Genomic DNA, 4,132 nt, shown 5'->3' with positions numbered 1-4,132 from the left:
CCCGCAGGTCCGTCGTGCACCACGCAGTCCATCCTCGACGGGCAGTACTTCACCGGAGACACCACGCTCCTTGGAGACAAGAACCTGAAGCTCGAGAACCAGATCAACGAACTCGACAAGAAGGCCGCCGGCAACTGACCGGAGGCGGGACAGCGACTCCGACTTACGGGGTTCCGCCCACCCGGACTTTGCCGTCGTCGTCGAGCGTCGAGAGCACGTCGCGCCAGGCGAACGTCTTGCCCATGCCGCGGACGTAGTAGTCCATCCAGGCCATCTCGCTCACCGCCTTGACGAACTGGTTGCGGGGATCCGGGATGCCGTGACTGCTGCCAGGGTAGAGGAACAACTCCGTCGGTATCCCGAGCTGCTTGAGCGCCATGTGGAGCTCGATCGACTGCGGGCTCGGCACGCGGGGGTCACCCTGGACGACGTGGATCATCGTCGGCGTCCTGGCGTTCTTGATGTACTTCAGCGGTGACTGCTTCCAGTACGCGTCGAAGTCGTCGTAGGGGAGCTTGTTGCCCAGGTAGAACTGCCGGGTGCGCTGCACGTCGCTCTGGGCGTACATCGAGATCCAGTTCGAGGTGCCGGCGCCGGAACTGATCGCCTTGAACCGGTCGGTGCTCACCAGGATCCAGTTCGACCAGTGGCCCCCGGCGCTCCAGCCGAGCGCACCCATGCGGCCCGGATCGACGATCCCTTGCGCAATCAGGTGATCGACGCCGGCCATGATGTCTTCGTACCCTGGCGCGAAGTAGTTGCCGACGATACCGTTGGTGAACGCCTGGCCGTAGTTGGTGGACCCGCGATAGTTCGGCCGCAGCACCACGTAGCCGGCGCCGGCATAGACCTGGGAGTTGTAGCCGCCGTTGAAGCCGAGCACGTCGGCCGAGGCGGGGCCACCGTGGAGGGCCACGATCAGCGGATACCGCACGCCAGCCGTGAAACCGACGGGCTTGACGAGCACGCCGCCGACCATCGTCCCGTCCTTCGACTTCCAGGAGATCTCCTCCTGCGCGCCGAGCGCGAAGGTGCGCACCTGCGGGTTGGTGTCGGTGAGTTGCGTCCACGTCGCGCGCGTCGCCAGCCGCTCGAACGACGAAGCCGTGAACAGCGTCGGTGGTGTGCCCCCGTCGCTGTAGGTGATCAGCAGCAGGCCGCTGTCGTCGTCGCGGCTCACCGTCAGCGAGGCCTGCTCGGCAGTCACCGCGCGGACAGCGTTGCTGGCCAGGTCCAGCGCGAACAGCTGCGTGGTGGCCTTCACACCCTCGTTGAAGTAGACGGTCTTGCCGTCGGGCGACCAGAACGCCGCCGACACGTCGCCGTCGAAGCGGGTGCCCAGCTTGCGGAACGGCTTGCCGCGCGCCTCGACCTCGCGCAGGTACAGGCGCCGGTTGGTCATCGTGTACTGCGTCAGGTCGTCGGGCGCCGAGAACGCCAGCAGCCGGCTGTCGGGCGAGAAGCTGAGACCTCCTTCGCCGACTTCATGGTTGTCCGTCAGTCGTTCGACCTGGCGCGTCGAGACCTCCAGGAGATAGAGGTCGCTGTAGAGGCCAGCCTGGGTGATGTTGCGCTCGTAGCGCTTCGTGGAGCCCCCGGTGAACGCGATCCACTTGCCGTCGGGTGAGACCTCGACGCCGCCGACCGAGTAGCTGCCCTCGCTGGTCAGGCGTTCCGTCCCGCCGTCCGAGGGATCGAGGGTCCACAGGCTGGCGATCGGCGTGTCCGCGTTCTGGACATCGACCGTGAACCGCTTCTCGCGCCTCGCCTTGTCGTCGGCGTCGGTCGTGTCGGGCGCGGTGTAGTAGATGCGGTTGGCGTCGGGCGCCCACTGCCAGGCGGCGATGCCGGTGGGGTGCTTGGTGAGCGGCTCGGCCGGTCGATCGAGCCCGCTCACCGCCAGGCGATGGAGCTGCTGCTCGCCGGTCTTGCCGGAGCGATAGACGATCCACTGCCCGTCGTCGCTCACCGCGTAGTCGGCGACGCCGTCCTTGGTGTCGGTGAGTCGCCTCGCTTCGCCGCCGTCGAAGCGCATCAGGTAGAGCTGGTTGCGTCCCGATGCGTTCTCTGGCGCCTCGCGATTGGACAGGAAGAGGAACGACCGACTGTCCTTCAGCCAGCCGAGCGAGCCCTCGTCCTTCGCGGTCGTGTAGGTCAGTTGCCGCGACGAAGGCACGCCATCCGCCACCGAGACGACGTGGATGTCGGTCTGCCGTCGCCCCTCCTTCCAGTCCATGGTCGACACGGTGTACAGGACGTGTCGGCCGTCCGGGCTCGGCGTCGGCGACCCCACGTTGCGCATCTGCTGGACGTCGAGGAACGTCATCGGCCTCGGTCCGGTCGACGGCTGCGCCAGGACGGCCGACGAGGCGCACAGCATTGACGACGCAACAAGGAGCGTCGCGGCCCGGAGCAGTGACGGTCGCATGCGGCGAAGTATAGTCGAGCTGGCCCAGCGCGTTACGGTCGCTGGCCACTTCCTCGGAATGGACGTCGATCAGCTTGACCACGACGTCGGCATCGGTGCCGGTCGTCTCGGCGAAGATGTCGGCGATGGGCGCCCCCGAGACGCGGACGGCTTCGGTCAGCACCGGCGTCATGTAGACCATGACGTCGGGTCGGCCATCGACGGGCCGTTGATCGCTGACCACCCAGTCGCCCCAGCGGCCGTCGCCGGAGTTGATCGGCCGCGGCAAGTGCGGGAAGCGAGCAGTCCGGAACTCGCTTGCCATCTGCAACGCGTTGGCCGACGGCGGCGTATGCGAGTTCAGATCGGGTGCGCACGGGCGATGTCATCGTTGAGCTCGACGCCATAGCCGGGCCGTTCGGACACGCCAATAGTCCCTCGCACGAACCGCTCCGCTGGCGACACCATTTCGGCGCGCCAGCCCACCTCACCCCACTGCAACTCCAGAACGCGGAAGTTTGGCAGCACCGCGCAGGCGTGAATGCTCACCGCAGTGGACACCGGCCCGCTGGGGTTGTGCGGGGCGACGTCGACACCTTCTGCTTCCGCGACTGCAGCGATCCGCGTGAGCTCGAGTAGCCCTCCACAATGCTTTACGTCGGGCATGATCACATCGACGGTCTTGTCGCGGCAGAGTGGGGCGAAGCCGTGCGTTCCGAACAGGATCTCCCCGCCGGCCATCGCCTGTTGGATGCGTCGTCGGATCTGGCGGCTCTCGTCCGTGCGCTCGGGTGCAACGGGCTCTTCATACCACGCCAGGCGATACGGTTCGAGTCGCGACGCCACGCGGACCGCGAGCGGCACGTCGAAGAAGCTGTGACAGTCCACCATCAACTCGACATCGGCTCCGATTGCGTCACGCATGGCCGCCACGGCGGCGATGCCATTCTCCACGGCGGCTTCGATCGCTGAGGTGGACGATCCCGGCGGCGGGAATCCGTCGAATGGCGCCGCCTTCACGGCGCGGAAGCCGTCCGCGACCGCGGCCTTTGCCGTCGCGGCAAACCCGGCAGGGGTTCGCGTCTTGGTAGCGCGATTGACGTTCGCATACACGGGGAGCGAGTCGCGCACTTTCCCGCCAAACAGTGCATAGACGGGAACATCGAGCGTTTTGCCAGCCAGATCCCACAGCGCCTGCTCAATGGCACTCGACGCGGTCGCCGCGACGAGCCCTCCATTTGCGATCAGCGGTGCACTCTTGGCCCGATAGCCGTTGATCTCGAGCGGCGACTTCCCATCGATGAGCCCAAAGAATCGCCGGAGTTCCGACTCCATGCGCGCGGCGTCCTGCCTGGTCGTGTTGGCGTAGCCAAACGCATCCGATGCCTCGCCTAGTCCCGTGAGGCCGGCGCTCGTGCGCAACTTCACGAAGAGCCACACCGTCCGTTCAGAGGCGCGCACCGGTACCAGTTCGAAACCAGTCACTTGGACGCGCGGTGCGGAAGCGAGAAGTCGTGGCTCCCAACTCGCGACGCCGAACGACAGCGCTGCGCTCGCAGCAACGAAGCCACGCCGATTGACCGACTCTGTCTCGCGCATACGCGATGTCCCCTCGAGAGGAAAGATCAGGCCGCTCGCCTGCCTTCGTCCGTCGAACGTCTTCGGCTTCAGCCGCGGCGGCTCATCATCACGCCGGGCGCCGTCGGCTGCGGGCGGCGGTTAGGC

Annotated in this window: 2 protein-coding genes and 1 pseudogene; all 3 read right to left on the bottom strand. The window is 66.6% G+C overall.

Annotated elements, in window-relative coordinates:
• Positions 1–163: 163 nt before the first annotated feature.
• Positions 164–2,428 carry a prolyl oligopeptidase family serine peptidase gene (locus ACIRDX_RS21200; RefSeq protein ID WP_396627425.1) on the bottom strand — a complete coding sequence of 755 codons (2,265 nt, stop codon included), beginning with the start codon at positions 2,426–2,428 and terminating at the stop codon, positions 164–166.
• A gap of 64 nt (positions 2,429–2,492) precedes the next feature.
• Positions 2,493–2,732 (bottom strand): annotated as a pseudogene (locus ACIRDX_RS21195) (CocE/NonD family hydrolase C-terminal non-catalytic domain-containing protein); the annotation flags it as partial.
• Positions 2,733–2,767: 35 nt separating this feature from the next.
• On the bottom strand, positions 2,768–4,006 hold the full coding sequence (locus ACIRDX_RS21190) for a mandelate racemase/muconate lactonizing enzyme family protein (protein WP_396627424.1): 1,239 nt from the start codon (positions 4,004–4,006) through the stop codon (positions 2,768–2,770).
• Positions 4,007–4,132 lie beyond the last annotated feature (126 nt).

The organism is Luteitalea sp. (genome assembly GCF_044337415.1).
Taxonomy (GTDB): Bacteria; Acidobacteriota; Vicinamibacteria; order Vicinamibacterales; family Vicinamibacteraceae; genus Luteitalea.
This window is presented reverse-complemented; position numbering and strand designations above follow the sequence as displayed.